This is a genomic window from Luteibacter aegosomatis (assembly GCF_023078455.1).
Lineage (GTDB): Bacteria > Pseudomonadota > Gammaproteobacteria > Xanthomonadales > Rhodanobacteraceae > Luteibacter > Luteibacter aegosomatis.
Window position 1 is genome coordinate 1516844 of the sequence record NZ_CP095740.1, and the last position, 16670, is coordinate 1533513.

At 68.5% G+C, this 16670-nt stretch carries 11 protein-coding genes and 1 tRNA gene; 4 read left to right on the top strand and 8 right to left on the bottom strand.

Going from position 1 to position 16670, the window contains the following annotated elements:
- Nucleotides 1-12: 12 nt before the first annotated feature.
- Nucleotides 13-1548 carry an L-piperidine-6-carboxylate dehydrogenase gene (gene amaB, locus L2Y94_RS07025; RefSeq protein ID WP_247373976.1) on the bottom strand — a complete coding sequence of 512 codons (1536 nt, stop codon included), beginning with the start codon at nt 1546-1548 and terminating at the stop codon, nt 13-15.
- Nucleotides 1549-1753: 205 nt separating this feature from the next.
- Between amaB and L2Y94_RS07030 the strand changes: the two genes are divergently transcribed.
- From L2Y94_RS07030 to L2Y94_RS07040, 3 genes are all read left to right on the top strand, one after another.
- The gene (locus tag L2Y94_RS07030; protein ID WP_247373977.1) at nt 1754-2020 is read left to right on the top strand and encodes a DUF2188 domain-containing protein; all 267 of its coding nucleotides are present in this window, start codon (nt 1754-1756) and stop codon (nt 2018-2020) included.
- 103 nt (nt 2021-2123) lie between these two features.
- Nucleotides 2124-2200: transfer RNA gene (locus tag L2Y94_RS07035), tRNA-Arg, on the top strand.
- A 21-nt stretch (nt 2201-2221) separates the two neighbouring features.
- Nucleotides 2222-3613, top strand: a complete 1392-nt coding sequence (locus L2Y94_RS07040; protein WP_247373978.1) for an FAD-containing oxidoreductase — start codon at nt 2222-2224, stop codon at nt 3611-3613.
- A gap of 27 nt (nt 3614-3640) precedes the next feature.
- Here L2Y94_RS07040 and L2Y94_RS07045 read toward each other — a convergent pair whose 3' ends face one another.
- The 5 genes from L2Y94_RS07045 to L2Y94_RS07065 all read right to left on the bottom strand — a co-directional run bounded on the left by L2Y94_RS07045 (nt 3641) and on the right by L2Y94_RS07065 (nt 10078).
- Nucleotides 3641-5071 (bottom strand): aldehyde dehydrogenase family protein, encoded by a 1431-nt coding sequence (locus tag L2Y94_RS07045; protein WP_247373980.1) that lies wholly within the window; start codon nt 5069-5071, stop codon nt 3641-3643.
- Nucleotides 5072-5152: 81 nt separating this feature from the next.
- Nucleotides 5153-6496, bottom strand: coding sequence for an exodeoxyribonuclease VII large subunit (gene xseA / locus L2Y94_RS07050; protein ID WP_247373982.1), 1344 nt, complete (start codon nt 6494-6496; stop codon nt 5153-5155).
- Nucleotides 6497-6587: 91 nt separating this feature from the next.
- Nucleotides 6588-8195, bottom strand: coding sequence for a carboxyl transferase domain-containing protein (locus L2Y94_RS07055; protein WP_247373984.1), 1608 nt, complete (start codon nt 8193-8195; stop codon nt 6588-6590).
- Between the two features lie 163 nt (nt 8196-8358).
- A complete protein-coding gene (locus L2Y94_RS07060) occupies nt 8359-8742 on the bottom strand; it encodes a hypothetical protein (protein WP_247373985.1) in 384 nt (127 codons plus the stop codon).
- Nucleotides 8743-8902: 160 nt separating this feature from the next.
- Entirely contained in the window at nt 8903-10078 is a 1176-nt protein-coding gene (locus tag L2Y94_RS07065) for a thiolase family protein (RefSeq protein ID WP_247373987.1), read from the bottom strand.
- A 203-nt stretch (nt 10079-10281) separates the two neighbouring features.
- Between L2Y94_RS07065 and L2Y94_RS07070 the strand changes: the two genes are divergently transcribed.
- Nucleotides 10282-13110: a S8 family peptidase gene (locus tag L2Y94_RS07070; RefSeq protein ID WP_247373989.1), complete on the top strand. Its 2829-nt coding sequence runs from the start codon at nt 10282-10284 to the stop codon at nt 13108-13110.
- Between the two features lie 48 nt (nt 13111-13158).
- Here the strand turns inward: L2Y94_RS07070 and L2Y94_RS07075 are convergent, their stop codons facing one another.
- Complete coding sequence (locus L2Y94_RS07075; protein ID WP_247373991.1) at nt 13159-14316, bottom strand: isovaleryl-CoA dehydrogenase; 1158 nt, start codon at nt 14314-14316, stop codon at nt 13159-13161.
- 211 nt (nt 14317-14527) lie between these two features.
- On the bottom strand, nt 14528-16606 hold the full coding sequence (gene yccS / locus L2Y94_RS07080) for a YccS family putative transporter (protein WP_247373992.1): 2079 nt from the start codon (nt 16604-16606) through the stop codon (nt 14528-14530).
- Nucleotides 16607-16670 lie beyond the last annotated feature (64 nt).

Below are 16670 nucleotides of genomic sequence, written 5' to 3' on the forward strand. Positions count from 1 at the left end.
GGCGTCACCCGGTCAGAACTCGAACTTGATGCCCTGGGCCAGCGGCAGCGCGTCGGAGTAGTTGATGGTGTTGGTCTGGCGGCGCATGTAGGCCTTCCAGGCGTCGGAACCGGATTCGCGACCGCCGCCGGTTTCCTTCTCGCCGCCGAACGCGCCACCGATTTCCGCGCCGGAGGTGCCGATGTTCACGTTGGCGATGCCGCAATCCGAGCCGGCCGCCGACAGGTACTGTTCGGCCGCCTTGAGGTCTTGCGTGAAGATGGCCGACGACAGGCCCTGCGGCACGCCGTTCTGCATGGCGATGGCTTCGTCGAGGGTATCGAACGGCATCACGTAGAGGATGGGCGCGAAGGTTTCGGTCTGCACCACCTCGTCGCTGTTGGACAGGCCGGTGACGATGGTGGGCAGCACGAAGTTGCCCTTGCGGTCGGTGAGCGCCTTGCCGCCCGTGCGCACGGTGCCGCCGGCCGCCTTGGCCCGCTCGATGGCGTCCAGGTAGGCCTTTACGGCTTCGGGGCTATTGAGCGGGCCCATGAGGGTGGTGGGCAGCGTGGGATCGCCGATCTTCTGCTCGACCTGGCCGTAGGCCTTCACCAGCGTGTCGACCACCGCATCGTGGATCGACGAATGCACCAGCACGCGGCGCGTGCTCGTGCAGCGCTGGCCCGCGGTGCCGACGGCGCCGAAGACGATGGCGGGAATCGCCAGCTTCAGGTCGGCGCTCCTGTCGAGGATGATGGCGTTGTTGCCGCCCAGCTCCAGCAGGCTGCGGCCCATGCGGCGGGCCACGCGCTCGCCCACCGCCCGGCCCACCTTGGTGGAACCGGTGAAGCTGATCAACGGAATGCGCTTGTCGTCGACGAAAGCCTGCGCCAGGTCGGTGCCGGCGTCGTTGAACAGGAAGAAGATGTCGGGGAAGCCGGCTTCCTTCAGTGCCTCGTTGCAGATCTTCATCGTGGCGATGGCCGAGAGCGGTGTCTTCGGCGAGGGCTTCCAGATGCAGATGTTGCCGCAGATGGCGGCGAGGAAGGCGTTCCAGCTCCATACCGCGACGGGGAAGTTGAACGCGCTGACGATGCCGACGATGCCCAACGGATGCCACTGCTCGTACATGCGATGGCCCGGGCGTTCGGAGTGCATGGTGTACCCGTAGAGCATGCGGCTCTGGCCCACCGCGAAATCGGCGATGTCGATCATCTCCTGCACTTCGCCGTCGCCCTCGGGCTTGATCTTGCCCATTTCCAGGGCCACCAGGGAGCCGAGCGCGTCCTTGTGCCGGCGCAGCGCCTCACCGCACAGGCGTACGGCCTCGCCGCGGCGCGGCGCCGGGGTGTTGCGCCATACCGTGAACGCTTCCTGGGCGCGCTGCACGATCGTCTCGTAATCGGCGGCGCTGGACGCCTGGACCGTGGCGATGACCTCGCCCGTGGCGGGATTGGTGGGCGACAGCGTGCCCACTTCGGTGGTGGCGGCCCATTCGCCCCGGCCGAGGTAGGTGCCCGACTCGGTGGCGTTGAGGCCGAGCGCGGAGAGGATGGTGGCGGACATGACGGCTCCTTTGACGGCGCGCCGACGGAATGACCGCGCGCCAGGGTAAAACCCCGATTCTAGCAAAGGCCTCCTTCACGACCCGTTGTGCGGCGCGGGACGGATGTGGGGGAAATGTCATGACCGGCCCCGGTCTCGCCAACCGTGCCGTGACGGAGACGAGGGCATGCTCTGACTCAAGTTGTTGATCAGGCAGGAGACCTCCATGACGCGCGTCTACGAGATTCCCTATCTCCCGGAAAGCGGGTTCCGCTGGGCGGTCCGCATGGACGGCGCCGTGGTCGAATACTTTTCCTCCCGCTTCGAGGCGCTGCGGGCGGCGGTCAACCGTGCGGCGGCCGACGGGGGCGACGCCAGCATCCGCGTTGAGGGTGCCGACGGGGTGTGGCGGCCGTTCGGCAGCGATGCCAAGCGCCCATTCGAGACCTCCGAGTACGCCGAGCAGCGACGGATGCTGTCTCTGGTGCGCTAACGCCGTCGCTCGGTCCAGTGGCGCTCCGGGACAATTCACGAGGGGCGACGCCGCCGGCGCGCCCGTGACCGCGTCGCCGGCTTTCGGTATTCTTGGTCGGTTAGCCGCCGTAGCTCAGCTGGATAGAGCGGTCGCCTCCTAAGCGACAGGTCGTGGGTTCGAATCCCGCCGGTGGCGCCATTCCCGAGTCTGGAGAGCCTTATGTCCCGCTCGTTCGATGCCATCATCGTCGGGGCCGGGCAGGCCGGCCCGGCCCTCGCCAACCGCCTCACCGCCGCCGGCCGCACGGTCGCCATCGTGGAGCGTCACCTCGTCGGCGGAACCTGCGTCAACACCGGCTGCAAGCCCACCAAGACCCTCGTCGCCAGCGCGTACGCCGCCTTCCTGGCGCGCCGTGGCGCCGATTTCGGCGTGAGCACCGGCCCGGTCGGCATCGACATGCCTACCGTGGCCGCCCGCGCGCGCAAGGTGATCCTCGACTCGCGCAAGGGCAACGAAGACTGGCTGGCGGGCATGCCTGGGCTGGAACTGATTCGCGGGCATGCGCGCTTCGTGGGGGCGCGCGATGCCGAGGGTCGATACACGCTCGAGGTGAACGGCGAATCGATCGCGGCCAGGCAGGTATTCCTCAACGTGGGCGGTCGTGCCAGCGTGCCGGATTTTCCGGGCATCGACGAGGTGGATTATCTCACCAACAGCACCATCATCCCGCTGGAAACCGTGCCGGAGCACCTGGTGGTCGTGGGCGGCAGTTACATCGGACTCGAATTCGCCCAGATGTACCGGCGCTTCGGCGCGAGGGTGACCGTGGTGGAGCAGGGGCCGAGGCTCGTCGGCCGCGAGGACGAGGATGTCAGCCTCGAGGTCCGGGCCATCCTCGAGGCCGAAGGCATCGAGGTGCGTACCGGTGCCTGCTGCATCCGCCTTGCCCGCCACGCGAACGGTGTGGCGGTCGGCGTGGACTGCACGGACGGCAGTCCCGAGGTGGTCGGTTCGCACGTACTGCTCGCCGTGGGTCGCCGCCCGAATACGGACGACCTTGGGCTCGACGCCGCCGGCATCGCCGTTGACGACAAGGGCTATATCCGGGTGAACGACCGCCTCGAAACCAGTGCCGACGGCGTATGGGCGCTGGGCGATTGCAACGGCAAGGGCGCGTTCACGCACACGGCGTGGAACGACTACGAAATCGTCGCCGCCAACCTGCTCGACGGCGGCGACCGCAAGGTGAGCGAACGCATCCTCGGTTATGCGCTTTACGTCGATCCGCCGCTGGGGCGCGTCGGCATGAGCGAAACCCAGGCGCGCGCCAGCGGGCGACCGTTGCTCGTGTCCAGGCGCCCCATGGCGCGCGTCGGTCGGGCGGTGGAGAAGGGCGAAACGAGGGGGTTCATGAAGATCGTGGCCGATGCCGATACCCGGCGCATCCTCGGTGCCGCGATCCTGGGTACCTCGGGCGACGAGGCGATCCACGGTATCCTCGACATGATGAACGCCGATGCGTCGATCGACACGCTGCAATGGGCGGTGCCGATCCATCCGACGGTATCGGAGCTGATTCCCACCGTGGTGGGCGATCTGAAACCGGCCTGAAGACCGCCGCGACGCGCGGGTGTCGCCTCAGTCGCCGCGGATGACCATCAGCCTCACGTCGCTCATGTCCTCGATGGCGTAACGCACCCCTTCGCGCCCGAGTCCGGAGGATTTCGTCCCGCCGTAGGGCATGTTGTCCACGCGGAAGCTGGGTACGTCGTTGACGATGACGCCGCCCTGTTCCAGTTCGTCCCACGCACGCATGGCGTGGCGCAGGTCATCGGTGAACACGCCCGCCTGAAGGCCGAAGTCGGAATCGTTGACGACGGCGAGCGCATCGTCGAAGGTCGCGAAACGGTCGAGCAACGCGACGGGACCGAAGGCCTCCATGCGTTGCAGTTTCGCATCGCGCGGCACCTGCTCGAGCAGGGTGGCGTCGAGCATCGCGCCCTTGCGGCCGCCGCCGCAGAGTACCTTCGCGCCGGCGTCCTTCGCTTCCCCGATCCAGCCCTGCAGCCGCTCGGCGGCGGCTTCGTCGATCATGGGACCCAGGAAGGTGCTTTTCTTTTTCGGATCGCCTGCCTTGAGTGCCTGCACCTTCGCTACGAGACGACGGCGCAGCTCGTCGTAGAGGTCGTCGTGCACGAGGATGCGTTGCACGCTGATGCAGCTCTGGCCCGATTGATAGAAAGCGCCGAAGACCAGGCGATCCACCACGGCATCGAGCCTCGGCCCCTGGTCGCCGTCGACGATGCAGGCCGCGTTGCCGCCCAGTTCCAGCGTGACCTTCTTGTGCCCGGCCTTGGCCTTGAGGTCCCAGCCGACGATGCCGCCGGTGAAGGACAGCATCTTCAGGCGAGGATCGGTGACCAGCGCCTCGGCGTCGCGACCGAACATGGGCAGGACGGAGAACGCGCCCTCGGGCAGATCGGTCTCGGCGAGCACTTCGCCGATGATGAGCGCTCCCAATGGCGTGCGTTCGGCGGGCTTGAGCACGAAGGGGCAGCCGGCGGCGATCGCCGGCGCCACCTTGTGCGCCACGAGATTGAGCGGAAAGTTGAACGGTGTGATGAAGGCCACCGGGCCGATCGGCACGCGGCGGGTATAACCGTGGTATCCCGCGCTGCGCTCGGAGATTTCCAGGTTGATCGTTTCGCCGTTGATGCGGACGGCTTCTTCGGCGGCGATCTTGAACGTTTCGATGAGGCGGGTGACTTCGCCGGCGGCGTCCTTGATCGGCTTGCCCGCTTCCACGCACAACGCGTAGGCCAGCTCGTCACGGCGCGCGCGAAAGCGCTCCACGCAATGTTCCAGTACGGCTTGCCGCTGATAGGGCCTGAAGCGCCGCATGGGAACGGCGGCGCGGTATGCGGCGTCGATGGCGCGCTCCAGCGCCGAGGCGTCCGGCAACGCCACGCGGGTGGCCACCTCGCCGGTGTACTTGTCGGTGACGTCGAGTTTCGCCTTGCCCTTCACGGCGGCATTGGCGAGGTAGTAGGGGTAGCTTTTCCGGAGCATGGCGGAGTCCGTTGGCGGCGACGCCGCCCATGATCGGGCCAGGAGCGTTCAGGTGTCGTGAGGCGTTTCGCCGCTGGCCGCCTAGCCTTCGCGGCTGAGCTTCATTTCGCCTTCGCCGAGCATGACGCGAACGCGCTCGCCGATGGCGATGTCGTCGGCGCGCCGCACCACCGCGTCCCGCTCGTCGAAGACGATGGCGTAGCCTCGCTCGAGGGTGGCCAGCGGACTTACCGCATGCAACGTGCGACCTTGTTGCGCGAGGTGGGCACGCGAGCGTTCGAGCTTGCGCTCGATGGCGCGCTCGAGTCGCCGGCGCAGCTCGTCGTTGCGGCGAAGCGCGGGTTCCAGGCGCAAGCGCGGATGACGGGCCGCCAGGCGTGTTTCGAGGCGTTCGAGGCGGGCGCGGCGCAGCGCGTTCGTCTGGCCCATGACGGCCAGCAGGCGACGGCGCAGGGATTCGAGGCGCTGCGCGTCGCGAGCGAGGCGCGCCTGAGGACGCTGGGCGTTCAAACGTGCCTGCCAGTGATCCGCGCGTTGCGCGGCCGCCTGCAGGCGGCGCGCCATCAGCGTGGCCATGCGCTGGCGCAGGCGATGCAGTTGCCGTTCGAGGTCGGCGCCGTCGGGCACCAGCAATTCGGCGGCGGCCGAGGGCGTGGCGGCACGCAGGTCGGCGACGAAATCGGCGATGGTGAAGTCCACTTCGTGGCCCACGGCCGACACCACGGGCACCTTGCTGGCGTGGATCGCCCGCGCCACCGCTTCGTCGTTGAAGGCCCAGAGGTCTTCGAGCGAACCGCCGCCGCGGGTGACGAGAAGCACGTCGTAGCGGCCGCTATCCGAAGCGCGGCGGAGCATCGAAGCGATCGCGAGCGGGGCTTCGCGACCCTGCACGGGCACCGGAAGCACGTCCACTTCGGCGAGGCCGCAACGGCGGCCCAGCACGCTGAGTACGTCGCGGACGGCGGCGCCGGAAGGCGAGGTGATGACGCCGATGCGCCTGGGGAACGCGGGTAGGGAGCGCTTGCGTTCGGCATCGAACAGGCCTTCGGCGCCGAGTCGTGCCTTCAGCTGTTCGAACTCGCGTTGCAGTGCACCTTCGCCGGCCGGCTCCATGTGCTCGGCCACGAGCTGGAATTCGCCGCGCGCCTCGTACAGGCCGACCTTGGCTCGCATGAGCACGTGCATGCCGTCGGCCGGGCGAAAGCGCAGCCGCATGGCGTTCATGCGGAACATGGCGCAGCGCACCTGGGCGTTCGCGTCTTTCAGGGTGAAATACACGTGGCCGGAGGAGGGGCGTGCGACGTTCGACAGTTCGCCTTCGATCCACACGCCCATGGGCAAGGCGTCTTCCAGCAGGTCGCGCACCAGCCGGTTCAGGCCGGACGGCGTGAAGACGTGGGGCGTGTTGTCGGCGAAGTCGGACATGGACCGGCGAGGTTAGCACGACGGGCGAGAATGTCGATGACGCAGGGACTTACCGATGATTCCTCAGTACGTTTGTCATGGCTTCGCTTTCCTACATGCGGAAGACGCCGAACCTGCCTTGCTCGATCGGCGCATTGAGCGACGCCGAAATCGCCAGCCCCAGCACGCGCCGGGTGTCGGCCGGGTCGATGATGCCGTCGTCCCAGAGGCGGGCGCTGGCGTAGTAGGGATGGCCCTGGCGTTCGTACTGCTCGCGCACCGGCGCCTTGAAGGTTTCTTCTTCTTCCGCGCTCCAGGTGCCGCCCCCCGCCTCGATACCGTCGCGGCGCACGGTGGCGAGCACGGAGGCGGCCTGCTCGCCGCCCATCACGCTGATGCGCGCATTGGGCCACATCCAAAGGAATCGGGCGCCGTAGGCACGGCCGCACATCGCGTAGTTGCCCGCACCGAAGCTGCCGCCGATCACCACGGTGAACTTCGGCACGTGCGAACAGGCCACGGCGGTGACCATCTTCGCGCCGTCCTTCGCGATGCCGGCGTTCTCGTACTTGCGGCCCACCATGAAGCCGGTGATGTTCTGCAGGAACACCAGCGGCACGTTGCGCTGGTTGCACAGCTCGATGAAGTGGGCGCCCTTCTGCGCCGATTCGCCGAACAGGATGCCGTTGTTGGCGACGATGCCTACCGGATAGCCGTGGATGTGGGCGAAGCCCGTGACCAGCGTCTTGCCGTAGCGCGCCTTGAATTCGTGGAATTCGGAATCGTCGACGATCCGCGCGATCACTTCGCGGATGTCGAACGGGCGGCGCGTGTCCTCGGGAATCACGCCGTAGAGTTCGTCCGCCGCGAAGCGTGGCTCCAGCGGTGCGCGCACGGCAAGCGGCACCTTCTTCACCCGGTTGAGCGAACCGACGATGTCGCGCGCGATCGCGAGCGCGTGGGCGTCGTTCTCGGCGAAGTGGTCGGCCACGCCCGATATCGACGTGTGCACGTCGGCGCCGCCGAGCGCCTCGGCATCCACCACTTCGCCGGTGGCCGCCTTCACCAGCGGCGGGCCGCCGAGGAAGATGGTGCCCTGCTCCCGCACGATGATGGTCTCGTCGCTCATCGCGGGGACGTAGGCGCCGCCGGCGGTGCACGAGCCCATCACCACCGCGATCTGCGCGATGCCCTGCGCGCTCATGCGCGCCTGGTTGTAGAAAATGCGGCCGAAGTGCTCGCGATCGGGAAACACCTCGTCCTGCAGGGGCAGGAAGGCGCCCCCGGAGTCGACGAGGTAGATGCACGGCAGGCGGTTCTCCATCGCCACTTCCTGCGCGCGAAGGTGCTTCTTCACCGTCATCGGGAAATACGTGCCGCCCTTGACCGTGGCGTCGTTGGCGAGCACCACCACTTCCTGGCCCATGACGCGGCCGATGCCGGCGATCACGCCCGCGGCGGGCGCGGCGCCGTCGTACATGCCGTGCGCGGCGAGCGGCGCGATTTCGAGAAAGGGCGAGCCGGGGTCGAGCAGGGCGCGGATGCGCTCGCGCGGCAGCAGCTTGCCGCGCGCGACGTGCTTTTCGCGCGCCTTCGCGCCGCCACCCTCGGCGGTGCGTTTCAACGTGTCGCGCAGGTCGTCGGTAAGCGCGCGGAGGCGCAGGCTCGCGGCCTGGAAGTCGGCCGAGCGGGTGTCGATCTGCGAGGTGAGGATGGGCATTGGGGGCTTTCGTGATCGGACGAAACCGTAATGATAGCGGGGGACGGCGTGGCGCTAACGCTGCGTTGCGGCAGCGCTTTCGCGATGCGGCCGGGAAAGCGAGACGCCAAAAAAACGGCCGCCCGAAGGCGGCCGTCCTGGACATCGAAGCAACCCGCGAGGATTACTTCTTGCTGTCGTCCTTCGCGCTGTCGGCGTTGGAAGCGGCGTCCTTCGCCTGGTCGGCCGACTTGTCGGCCTGGTCGGCGGCATTGGCAGCAGCGTCCTTGGCGGCGTCCGAAGCGCCACCGGCGGTCGAGGCCGAAGCGGCGCTCTGGGCCTGGGCGGCGGCATCCTTGGCCTGGTCGGCCGACTGCTGAGCCTGGTCGGCGGCCTGCGAGGTCGCGGCGTTCTGCGACTGATCGGCGGCCTGCTGGGCCTTGTCGGCCTGCTGCTGAGCATCGGAGGCCGACTTCTGGGCGTCCTGCGCGGAATCCTGCGCGCCGTTGCTGCAAGCGGCCAGGAGCGCGACGAGCGCAGAGGCGAGAAGGGTACGCGTCAAATTCATGGTGTTTCTCCTTAACCGTGGAATGCCGTTGGGCGGGCGTATTAATAGCTCACTTGCCTGGGAGTGGCTACCGAAGCGTCGTGCGGGCTTCAGGACTCGTTAAAGGCCATCCACACCGCGTGAGCGTTTCATGTGCCCGCCGTCGTTTTCGACTTCGGTTTCACACCAATTCAATGGCGATCGCCGTTGCCTCGCCGCCACCGATGCACAGCGCGGCGACACCACGTTTTGCCCCACGGGCCGTCAACGCATTGAGAAGAGTGACCACGATGCGCGCGCCGCTGGCCCCGATCGGGTGGCCCAGGGCGGTGGCGCCGCCGTGCACGTTGACCTTGTCGTGCGGCAGGCCGAGCTCGCGCATGGCCGCCATCGGCACCACGGCGAACGCTTCGTTGATCTCCACCAGGTCGAGGTCGTCCACCGTCCAGCCGGCCTTGTCGAGCACCTTCTGGATGGCGCCGACCGGCGCCGTGGTGAACCACTCCGGCTCCTGCGAATGCGTGGCGTGGGCCACGATGCGTGCGAGCGGGGTCACGCCACGGGCCTTGGCGTCGTCGGCCGAGAGCAGCACCAGCGCCGCCGCGCCGTCGGAGATGCTCGAGGAGCTGGCAGCGGTGATGGTGCCGTTTTCCTTGCGGAAGGCGGCGCGAAGGGTGGGGATCTTGGCCACGTCGGAACGGCCCGGCTGTTCGTCTTCGGCGAAGGCCTGCGGACCCTTGCGACCCTGCACGGTGACGGGGACGATTTCGTTCGCGAACGCGCCCGAGGCTTGCGCCGCCTTCGCGCGTTCCACCGAGGCGATGGCGAAGGCATCCTGCTCTTCGCGGCTGAAATGGTATTTGTCGGCGCATTGCTCGCCGAAAACGCCCATGGCCTTGCCGTCGTACGGGTTGGTGAGACCGTCCCAGGCCATGTGGTCGACCAACTGGCCGTCGCCGTAGCGGATGCCGGTACGCGCGTTGACCATGTGCGGCGCGTTGGTCATCGACTCCATGCCGCCGGCCACCACGATGCTGGCCGAGCCGGCCTTGATGAGATCGTGGCCGAGCATCAGGGCCTTCATGCCCGAGCCGCAGACCTTGTTGACGGTGGTGCAGCCGACGGCCACGGGCAGGCCGGCCTTGAGCGAGGCCTGGCGGGCCGGGGCCTGGCCGAGGTTGGCGGGCAAGACGCAGCCCATGATCACTTCGCTGACATCGGCCGGGGCGATGCCGGACTGCTCCAGCGCCGCCTTGATGGCGACCGAGCCCAGTTCCGGCGTGGGAACGCCGGTGAACTGGCCGAGGAAGGAACCGATGGCGGTGCGCTTGGCACCCGCGATGACGATGTCGGACATGGGGACTCCGTAAGACTCGCAAGGCCGCCCGAAAAAGGCGGAAAACCCGTCGAGTATCGCAGTCGCCCCCGTGGAGGGGCAATCTGCGGCGCCGCAAACCGCCGATTCATACGCATCGGGGCGCAAAAGGTTGTGGCAACATCGACGGCACGCGATCCGGGAGGTGGGTCGCAGGACGATCGACTTCAAGGCAGGGGGAGTTCATGAATCGTATCAAGCCGTTGGGGCACCCGTTGGCGCTGGCCGTCTGCATGAGCCTTGGCCTGACCGCATGCGGCGGTGGGGGCGGCAGCCGCACCACGCGCATCGACACGCCCCCGCCCACCGCGCCGACCTCGCCACAGAATCCGCCGCCTACCAACCCCTCCACCCCCACCACACCCGATCCGCCGCCGGCCACGCCGCAGCCGCCGGTCGACGTGCAGTTGACCGCCACGCGCGCCGACGTCGCGCACGCAGCGGGGGCGGTCGGTGCGGGCGCGACCATCGCCATCGTGGATACGGGCATCAATACCGACAATCCCACGGTGGCGGGACGGGTGAAGAAGAGCCTGATCTTCGTGGATTCGTCCACGAACAACACGAGCGTGGGCGACGTGGTGGGCCACGGCACCGTGGTGGCGGAGGTGGCGGCGGGTACGTCGTTCGGATATTTCGCCGGCGGCATCGCGCCGGGCGCATCCCTCGTCAGCGCGCGCATCATCGCCGACAAGGCACCCACCGACGACGGCAGCGGGCAGGGCAACAAGGTCACGTCCGCCGAACCGCTGGACCAGATCAATGCCCAGGTGATCGCCCAGGGAGCCCGCATCGTCAACAACTCGTGGGAAGGCCTGTATTGGGATGCGGCCGATACCGCGGTGACCGCGAGCTTCGCCAATGCGTACGCGGCGGCCGGCAAGGGCACGCTGTTCGTCTTCGCCGCGGGTAACGACGGCCGGGCCGATCCGTCCGACGTGGGCGCATTGCCTTCCCGTGCGCCGCAGCTGGAGCCCGGCTGGATCGTCGCGGTGGCGCTGGACAGCAACGACACGAACAAGCTCGCTTCCTATTCGGACAAGTGCGGCGTCGCGAAGAACTACTGCATCGCCGCGCCGGGCGCCGTGGTCGCGCTCGCCGCGAATGCCACCGCGTCGTCGCCGTCTTACCAGATCTGGTCGGGCACGTCGTTCGCCGCGCCGCAGGTGAGCGGCGCGGCCGCCGTGGTCGCCGGCGTGTTTCCCACGCTCGACATGGCGGCGGTGCGCCAGATCGTCCTCGGCACGGCCGACGACCTGGGCGATCCAGGCATCGATGCCGTGTACGGCAACGGCCGCCTCGACGTGGGCAGGGCCATCCATGGCCCGGGGCGCCTGGATTTCGGGGCCCTATCGGTGAACGTGCAGGGCGCGGACGTCACCTTTTCCAACGACATCTCCGGTGCCGGCGGCTTGTCCACCACCGGCGCGGGCAAGCTCGTGCTGACGAGCCAGGCCAACAGCTTCACCGGCGGCAGCGACGTGGGCGGCGGCAGCGCCCTGGAGTCCATGGGCCGGCTGCCCGGGAGCGTGACGGTGGAGACCGGCAGCCTGCTGATCGCCCACGGCGACATCGGCGGCAACGTGGTCAACGACGGCGGCATGCAGACCCTGGAAACCTCCACGCATATCGCGGGCGACTTCAGGCAGACCGCGACCGGTCACCTCGCCCAGCTGCTCGGTGCGCCGTTGATCGTCTCGGGAAGCGCATCGCTGGCGGGCGAATTCCGCCTCGTCGGTGCCGTCGGCGGCTACACGCCGGCCGCGCACCAGCAGGTGCTGACCGCCGCCTCGGTCAACGGCACGTTCGACAGTTTCACGATGGCGAGCAACATCACGCTCTCGACCACCCTGCAGTACGGCGCATCGGAGGTCTGGCTGGATACGTCGCACGTCAGCCTCGCGCAGACCTCGCAATCGTCCATGCGAACCTCCGCAGCCGCGCAGTCGTCGGCGCCGCGCGTCGACGCGGCGTTCGCGCAGATCGATACGGCGCTGGCGTCGTCGCAGGGCGTGGCCATGGGCACGCTCGTGGCGGCCGGCGGTCTCCAGCAGTCGCGCGACATGGCGGCGGCACAGGCTTCGCTCGAATCGCTTTCGGGGCAGCTCTATGCGGCGAGCACGGCGGTCACGCTGGCGGGTATCGAGGCGGGCAACGATGCGCTCATGTCGCACCTGGACCACCACCCTGTCGGCAGCGCGTGGACGCAATCGTTGAACGACCAGGGCGGCCTGAGCCGCGGCGGATTCGGCAACGTCGGTTTCAATCTCTCCGGCGGCGTGGCCGGCCGTGACATCCCGGTCGGCAACGACGGCTTCGCGGGCGTCGCCGTGTCGCAGATGAACAGCGTCGGCCAGTTGTCGGGCCACTTCGACCGCCAGCGCACGCGGGGTGCCGAGGGCACGTTCTACGGCGGTGTGCGCGGCGCGAACTGGTACGGCGTGGGTCGCGTGGCCTACGGCAGCTTCCGCGGCGATTCGCGTCGCCTGCTTCGCTTCGGCGACCAGGCGTCGTTCGCCGGCGGGGACATGGACGGCAACTACGACGCCGCGTACGGTGAAGTCGGCTATCGCACGCAGGCCGGTGCGTTTTCGCTCTCGCCGTTCGCCAACGTGCAGTTCGCGAGCATCCGTCGCGACGGCTTCGCCGAAGACGGCGGCGACGGTTTCGGCCTGGCCGCGGGCGATCACACCACGTCGCGCTGGCAGGCGGGCGTGGGTTTACGCGCCTCGGGCGCCTGGCTCACGGCGTACGGCAAGTTCCATCTCGATGCGAAGCTCGGCTGGCAGAACGCGTTCGCGACCCGGGGGGAGGTGTTCGCGGCCCGCTACACGGGCTTTTCGCAGTGGGCACCCGTGGACGGCATCGGTCTTTCCCGGCATGCGGCCACGATGGGGATGAACCTCGGGTGGGACGTGAGCGAACGCATGCAGCTGGCGATGGGCGTCGACCAGCGGTTCGCGGATCGGGATCACTCCCGTTCGGCGACGGCCAGCGTGCGCCTTGCCTGGTAAGCGCCGTATCGGCGCCTCGCGATAACCGATGGCGAGGCGCCGACGACGTCAGGACTTGCCGTGGAACAGCTCGCGGCCGATCAGCATGCGGCGGATTTCGTTCGTGCCCGCACCGATTTCGTAGAGCTTCGCGTCGCGCAGCAAGCGCCCCGCAGGAAATTCGTTGATATAACCGTTGCCGCCCAGCGCCTGGATCGCCTCCAGCGCCACCTTTACCGCGTTGCTCGACGCGTTGAGCAGGCATGCCGCCGGATCGATGCGCGACTTCACGCCGTTGTCGAACTGCTGGGCCACCATGTAGGCGAAGCCGCGCGAGGACTGCAACGCGGTGTACATGTCGGCCACCTTGCCCTGCATCAGGCCGAAGGTGCCGATGGGCGCGTTGAACTGCTTGCGCTCGCGCACGTACGGCAGGGTGAGGTCGATCGCCGCCTGCATGATGCCGATGGGGCCGCCGGAGAGCACGAGGCGTTCGGTGTCGAGCCCGCTCATCAGCACGCGAACGCCCTCGTTCACCTCGCCGACGACGTTCCCGGCGGGAATCTCGCAGTTGTCGAACACCAGTTCGCAGGTGTTGGAACCGCGCATGCCGAGCTTGTCGAGCTTTTGCGCGGTGGAGAAGCCCTTCATGCCCTTCTCGACGATGAAGGCGGTCATGCAGCGGCTGCCGGCGGCGCGCGGCGCGGTGCGCATGTAGACCAGCAGCACGTCGGCGTCGGGACCATTGGTGATCCACATCTTCGAACCGTTGGCGACCCAGGTGTCGCCGACGAGTTCGGCACGGCAGTTCATCGAACCGACCACGTCGGAACCGGCGCCCGGCTCGCTCATCGCCAGCGCACCCACCCATTCGCCGCTGGCGAGCTTGGGCAGGTACTTGCGGCGCTGTTCGTCCGAGCCGTTGTGGTAGATGTTCTGCACGCACAGGTTCGAGTGCGCGCCGTAGGAAAGCCCCACCGATGCGGAGGCGCGGGAGATTTCCTCCATCGCCACCATGTGGGCGAGGAACCCCATCTCCGAGCCGCCGTATTCGCCCGGGATCGTGATGCCGAGCAGGCCCATGTCGCCGAGCTTGGCCCAGAGGTCCTCCGGAAAATGGTTCTCGCGGTCGATGCGGTCGGCGCGCGGTGCGATTTCCTTGTCGGCGAAAGCGTGGACGCTTTCGCGAAGGAGGTCGATGTCGTCGCCGAGGGAGAACGGGCGCATGCGTGCAGGCTCCGGAGGGGGGAAGGGTAGCTGCCCATCGTAGCGCGCGGAGGTCCCCAAGCCACGGCGCGTCGCAGCAATCGGCCGATACTCCCCGGGCCGGGCCCGATGGCGGTCGCATGGGCTTCGGCGGTGCGGGTGGCGAACGACGATACCGTCGCCACGTTCGTCATGAAGCGGTGGCAGATGCGCCGTCGCTCGGTATCGACCGTCAGGCCGGCGGCAGGGCCGCGATACGGTCGTGCACGCGTGCCAGCAACCGGCACTGGCGTATCACGAGCCGAAGGGTTTCCGTGGCCTCCGGCGGGGGGGCCGGGGCATCGAGCGCCGACGACGGCATGCCGGTTCGCACATGGTCGGCCAGCGCATCGAATGCATCGGCGACATGGCGTGCAAGGCGGCCTACGCTGTCGGCATCGGCGGGCGGCAAGGCCTGGCGGTGCACGCCCAGGGTGGAGAGGTGCGACAGGCCCGCCTGCAACGCCGTCAGCAGGCGTAGCGCCCGTTCGCCGCGTTCGGGTGCGTGGCCGGGCTCGGTGAGCAATTCGGCTACGTTGCCCGCGACGGCGGCCTGCGCGGCGTGGGCGTCCCGACGGGCGATGCGATAGGGCAGGTCGTCGACCTTGCCGGTGGCGTACTGCGCGGCGATGCGCTCCAGGTAGCGGCCGTAGGCGAGCAGGGCGTCGGCCACCAGGTCGTCGAAGCGGCGCACGCGCCAGTCGGGGAGTACGAAACGGATGGCCGCGGCGGCCACGCATGCACCCAGCAGGGTATCCAGCAGGCGGGGGCCGATGGCGGTATAGCCCGCGCCCACGCGATCGAAACACAACAGCACGAACAGGGTGATCGCCCCCGTGGCGAGCGCGTAACGGCGCAGCCGAAAGGCGAAGAAGGCCGCGCCACTGGCCACCAGTACGGGCAGCCGCCAGTCGCCGCCGGGCAACAGTTGCAGCAGGGCCCAGCCGGCGACCAGGCCACCCAGCGTACCGGACACGCGTTGGATCAGCCGCCGTCGGGTCGCGCCGTAACCGGGCTGGCAGACGAACAGCGTCGTCATGAGGATCCAGTAACCATGGCTGGGATGCAGCGCCTGCATCAGCAGGTAGCCGCAGAACAGCCCCGCCGAGAGGCGCACGGCATGGCGAAAATGCATCGATCGCCGGTTCAGCCGCACGCGAATCCGCGCGAGCGCTTCGCGCGGCGAGCGCGGTTCGTCCCCTTGCAGGGCGATATCGCCGTCGTCGCGCAGCGAGCCCTCGTCTTCGATGGCGGCCTGCAGGCTCTCCATGTTCCGCAGGAGCGCGGCCAGCGCGTCGTCCACGGCCTGGTCGGGGGCGAACGCACGGCGGCGATGGTCCAGCGCGTCGCGCAGATCGTCGAGCGCGCCGCGGGGCAGGGCGATGGAGCGCAGGCGCGTGCCGGTGCGCACGGCCCCGGCGCGTTCGCGGCATGCCGCGGCCTGCAAACGCAGCAGGCGGCCGAAGCGGAACATGATGTCGCTGTGGTACAGCGCGCCGACGAGTTCGTCGTAGGGATAGTGGGAGGAACCGATCCGTTCGTGGATATCCTGCGCCACGAAGAACATCGCCAGCCGCGATGCGGCACGGCCGCGCGGTTGCCGCCGACCGGTGCGGTCGAGCAGGGCGCCGCGCACCGAGGCGAGCGCCTGCACCGTATGCAGGTTGCGCTGCGAATAGGCAACCTCGAGCGACTGGCGGTCGAGGTCGCGCACGGGTTCGAACAGCGCGGCCTTGGCTTCGATCAGGCCGGCCAGCGATTCGTAGAGCCGGGCCAGCGCGTGGCGCACCGCCCGCTGTGGGGAGAACACGCTCCATGCCAGCGACAGCAGGCCGTACCACGCCGCGCCGAACAGGATCGCGGACAACCCCGCTCCGCCGGGAACGTCCGAGGCGATCATCGTGTACACGGCGAGAATGAGCGTCGCCGCGGCGATGGTGGCGTAGCGTCCGCTCGCGGCGCCGAGCATCACGAGGATGAACGTGCCCGCCGGCAGCACGATGGCGAAGAGCGCCGGATGGGCGATGGTCGCGCGCACGACGATCGCCGCCAGCGTGAAACAGGCGAGGGTCACCACGAGGCCGCGCAGACGGCCCCGCCAGGCGTCGTCGGTTTCGGCCAGCGCGCACGCGATGGCGCCCAGCAGCGCGGGCACGATGGCGGTGGGCGGACCCTGGATCGTGCACCAGGCCGTGATGCCGCCCAGGGCGAGCAACACGCGGACGACGTCGGCGAAGCGATCGGATTCGGCGAGGTGGCGGAGGGTGGGCATGTCTTCAAGGGTACATCGCGAAAACCGAATGTTTCGCCGTGGGCCCACGGCGATGCGATGGGTT

What these genes read in the sequence shown, in the direction of transcription:
- L2Y94_RS07060 (WP_247373985.1), bottom strand. Translation starts at nt 8,742, where the DNA reads ATGAATTTGACGCGTACCCTTCTCGCCTCTGCGCTCGTCGCGCTCCTG.
- yccS (WP_247373992.1), bottom strand. Translation starts at nt 16,606, where the DNA reads ATGCCCACCCTCCGCCACCTCGCCGAATCCGATCGCTTCGCCGACGTC.
- L2Y94_RS07070 (WP_247373989.1), top strand. Translation starts at nt 10,282, where the DNA reads ATGAATCGTATCAAGCCGTTGGGGCACCCGTTGGCGCTGGCCGTCTGC.
- L2Y94_RS07040 (WP_247373978.1), top strand. Translation starts at nt 2,222, where the DNA reads ATGTCCCGCTCGTTCGATGCCATCATCGTCGGGGCCGGGCAGGCCGGC.
- L2Y94_RS07045 (WP_247373980.1), bottom strand. Translation starts at nt 5,071, where the DNA reads ATGCTCCGGAAAAGCTACCCCTACTACCTCGCCAATGCCGCCGTGAAG.
- L2Y94_RS07055 (WP_247373984.1), bottom strand. Translation starts at nt 8,195, where the DNA reads ATGCCCATCCTCACCTCGCAGATCGACACCCGCTCGGCCGACTTCCAG.
- L2Y94_RS07030 (WP_247373977.1), top strand. Translation starts at nt 1,754, where the DNA reads ATGACGCGCGTCTACGAGATTCCCTATCTCCCGGAAAGCGGGTTCCGC.
- xseA (WP_247373982.1), bottom strand. Translation starts at nt 6,496, where the DNA reads ATGTCCGACTTCGCCGACAACACGCCCCACGTCTTCACGCCGTCCGGC.
- amaB (WP_247373976.1), bottom strand. Translation starts at nt 1,548, where the DNA reads ATGTCCGCCACCATCCTCTCCGCGCTCGGCCTCAACGCCACCGAGTCG.
- L2Y94_RS07075 (WP_247373991.1), bottom strand. Translation starts at nt 14,316, where the DNA reads ATGCGCCCGTTCTCCCTCGGCGACGACATCGACCTCCTTCGCGAAAGC.
- L2Y94_RS07065 (WP_247373987.1), bottom strand. Translation starts at nt 10,078, where the DNA reads ATGTCCGACATCGTCATCGCGGGTGCCAAGCGCACCGCCATCGGTTCC.